Below are 3509 nucleotides of genomic sequence, written 5' to 3' on the forward strand. Positions count from 1 at the left end.
CTCACCTTTTGCCGGCCCAGGATCGCAAGTCCTAAGGGATCCCCAAAAGGCGTGCCACAATGGCAGCAGAGCTTGAGGTCGTCCGCCCTTGGAGTTCCGCGTTGCAGCAGCACAGCAGGGTTCTGTTGACGCAGAGGAGTTGCTGGCTTTTTTTCGCTGCCGGCGCCTGCCCTACTTAGATCGGTTTGGGCCTCAAGAAGCCAAGCTGCCGCCGGAAAACCTGCTGGAGCAATGGCGTCGGGATCGCCAAGCTTTGCAAGCTGCCGTGCTGGAACGATTTCCCGGCGAACAGGTGACGCCGGGCAACGGGGCCCTCTTGGCGGCTATGGCGGCAGGAGCGGAGCGGATCTACGGCGGCCAGATCCTGGCAGAGCTGTTCTGGCAACTGGATTCGAGCAGCACTGAGGAGCTGGCAGGTTTGGAGCCTGATGTTGGCGCCTCACTTGAGCCAGATCCTGACCAGGCTGCAGAGGACTGGGGCGGCGTCGGCAAGACACCATGGGAGTTTGGGCCAGAGTTCCGCTCCGTCTGGGTGAGCAGCTCACTGGATCTTCTCATTCGGGATCCCGCTCTCGTTGGCAGGAGGCGGCACGCCGTCCAACCTTCCTATTGGCCGGTACACATTCGCATTGGCAAGCGCCCCAAACCGGAGTACGAATTGTTGCTGGCGCTGCAGGCAGAATTGCTGGGATCCCTGCAGGGGCAGGTGCCCAAACGTGGCTTTTTGATTTTAAAAGATGGAAAGTGGCACCCTGTCCACCTAAGCCGCCGCCGCGCCCAGGTACGCCGCCTGCTGCAAGAGTATCTGGGCACTCTCAACCAACCAGAGCCGCCGCAGGTGTTTATGGCCCGCAGCCGCTGTCATCTTTGCCACTGGCGGGAGCACTGTCGGCAATTGAACGCCGTTGCCCAGCCCCTCACTTTGCTGCCGGGCGTAACCGGATCCCGCTATCCCCTTTTGCAAGAGGCAGGGATCGATTCGATTGAGGCTTTGGCCAACGCCCAGTTAGAAATGCTGCAAGCCATCCCCAAGCTGGGAGCCGGCGTGGCCCTACAACTGCAGCTACAAGCCCGTGCCACCCTCAGCCGCCGGCCCCTCTGGATTCAGTCTCCCCCGTTGCCCACAACACCCGTAGAGCTGTACTTCGATATCGAGGCGGATCCCCGCCACAACGTCGCCTACCTGCTGGGCTTGCTGGTGGTAGAGCAAGCCGAGGGGACAAAGGTTGCGAACTACCACGGTTGCCTGGCTGCCGACCCGCGGGAAGAAGGGCAAGCTTGGGAGCAGTTTCTGCAACTGGCACAACGCTATCCCGACGCCCCTATCTACCATTTTCACGGCTTTGAGGTGCAGACCTGCCGACGACTGGGGGAGCAATACCGCACGGATCCCCGTCAGGTGAGGCAATTGTTGCAGCGCTTTGTGGATTTGCACGCCTGGGTACAGCGCTCGGTGGTGCTGCCGATTGAGAGCTATTCCCTAAAGAACATCGCCCGCTGGTTGGGTTTCGAGTGGCGGCTGCCCGATGCCAATGGCGCCCAGTCTATTTATTGGTATAGCCAATGGCTGGAAACGCGGGAGCGCCGCTATTTGGAGCACTCGCTTATCTACAACGAGGATGACTGCCGAGCCACCCATCGCCTCAAAGACTGGCTGTCCCAGGGCGAAGTTCTCCAGCAGGCGGTTTTCCCTACTGTCAACGTCTGAGGTTTCGTCTAAAATCGGCCAGGTCTGTTTAATTGAGCAAGGGGATCCCATGCTGTTGAAATCTCATGAATCTCCCCGCCATCAGGGCAGAAACCGTCGCGGTCGCGGGGGATCGGCACGTAAGCGCCAACTGGACAAACGGAACCGCGCCTTGATGCAGCGATTGCGACAAGGAGAGCGTGCTCTCAGCTCTCGAACTTCTCGGCAGGGACAAGTCAACCCTGCCTTTTTTGTGCCTGCTTTTCCTTTCTCTCGGCCTGAACCGGAAAAGGATAGACCAAGTTCCCACTTTTGCGGAAAGGGGCTTTCCTCAGCAGTAAAGGTATTCTCGAATACAGAAGTTTGACTCTGTCTTGCTAAGCTGACCTTCTGGGGTCGTCGCCTCATTCTTGGCCACCTTTCCCCTTGCGGATCCCTACTGAGCCAGGTGCTGCGGAGCATACGGAATATGTCCATCTCGAAATCGTCGCGTCGCCAATTCCTGCAATCTGCTGCTGCGGCTGCCTCTCTGGTGGCCGTTGGCGGGCTAAAGGCCAAGGCCCAGAGCCGCGGGCCGCTTCTGGTTTCCCAGGGCCTGACACCCCTGAAGTTCACCCTTTCTTGGTTGCCTTCCTCGATGGATACCCCCCTTGGAACTGCGATCTTGAAGGGCTACTTTGCTGAAGAGGGGCTAGAAGTAACCTACGAGCGCGGCTTTGGCTCTGCCGATTCCATCACTAAGATTGCTGCTGGCCAGTACGACCTGGGGGAAGGGGATCCCTACTCCATGATCGAGTTCAACGCCAAAAACCCGGATGTGCCCTTGGTGGCGATCTTTGTTCACTTCAACCGCTCTCCCTTCGGCATCTATACGCTGAAAGGCAGAGGCATTACAGAGCCGGCCCAACTGGCGGGCAAGAAGCTGGGGGCGCCCGCAGGAGATGCGCCGCGTCGGCTCTGGCCGGTGTTTGCCAAGCAAGTCGGCATCGATCCGGCTTCAGTAGAGTGGCTAACCATGGAGCCACAGTTACGCGAGCCCTTCCTGATCCAAGGCCGGGTGGACGCAATTAGCGGCTTTATGACCTCGGCCATGCCCAATTTGGTGCGGGGTGGCGTTAGCTTGAACGACATCACGCCTTTTCTCTACAACGACTATGGCCTTGAGCTGTACGGTAATGCCGTCATCACCCGTGTGCAACTGCTGCGCGAGAAGCCGGAGCAACTCAAAGCTTTCTTGAGGGCCTACGTCAAGGGCTGGCAAGACACCATCCGCGACCCCGACGGCAATATGTTGGCGTTTTTGGACAAAGCCAAAGCCGAAGGGCAGGTGCTGGACACTGCCATTGAGAAACTGCGTCTCACCCTAGCTATGCCGCGTCTGTTTGTTACCGAGGAGGTGCGGGAAATTGGCTTGGGGGACGTGGTGCCTGCCCGGATGGAAACCGCGATTGCTCAGGTGGTGGATGGCTTTGGCCTCTCTGCCAAACCGCCTCTGGAGAAAGTATTTGACAACAGCTTGCTTCCCCCCAAATCTGAGCGAATGATCGCCTGATCTGGAGAATCACACAACAACTTTGAAGCGCTGTCTGTTGACTTGCAGAGACAGTGAACGCTTCTTGCCGGCCAGACGGCTTTTCCCGATGGCAGGTGAGGAGCCCAGCTCATTGGCTCAGTCATTTCAGCAAGATATTCTTCAAGCTTTTCACAGCAGGGATCCCAGACTTCTCTTGGGAGAGAGGTAGGTTTTAATCGCGTTTGCATTGCTGGGTTAGAGATGGCAAGCGAGGCGCAGCAGCAAGGGAATATCTCAAACTTTGTTTAA

2 protein-coding genes are annotated in these 3509 nt (G+C 58.1%); both read left to right on the forward strand.

The genetic code is table 11. The annotated features are described in order from the left end of the window. Nucleotides 1-88: 88 nt before the first annotated feature. Nucleotides 89-1708 (forward strand): TM0106 family RecB-like putative nuclease, encoded by a 1620-nt coding sequence (locus tag NW857_RS09315; RefSeq protein WP_414341992.1) that lies wholly within the window; start codon nt 89-91, stop codon nt 1706-1708. Between the two features lie 448 nt (nt 1709-2156). Next, nucleotides 2157-3239, forward strand: a complete 1083-nt coding sequence (locus tag NW857_RS09320) for an ABC transporter substrate-binding protein (protein ID WP_414368759.1) — start codon at nt 2157-2159, stop codon at nt 3237-3239. Nucleotides 3240-3509 lie beyond the last annotated feature (270 nt).

Origin of the sequence: Synechococcus sp. H55.9 (genome assembly GCF_047462355.1) — a bacterium.
Classification (GTDB): domain Bacteria; phylum Cyanobacteriota; class Cyanobacteriia; order Thermostichales; family Thermostichaceae; genus Thermostichus.

Coding starts and splice junctions, on each gene's coding strand:
- NW857_RS09320 (WP_414368759.1), top strand. CDS start 2,157: ATGTCCATCTCGAAATCGTCGCGTCGCCAATTCCTGCAATCTGCTGCT.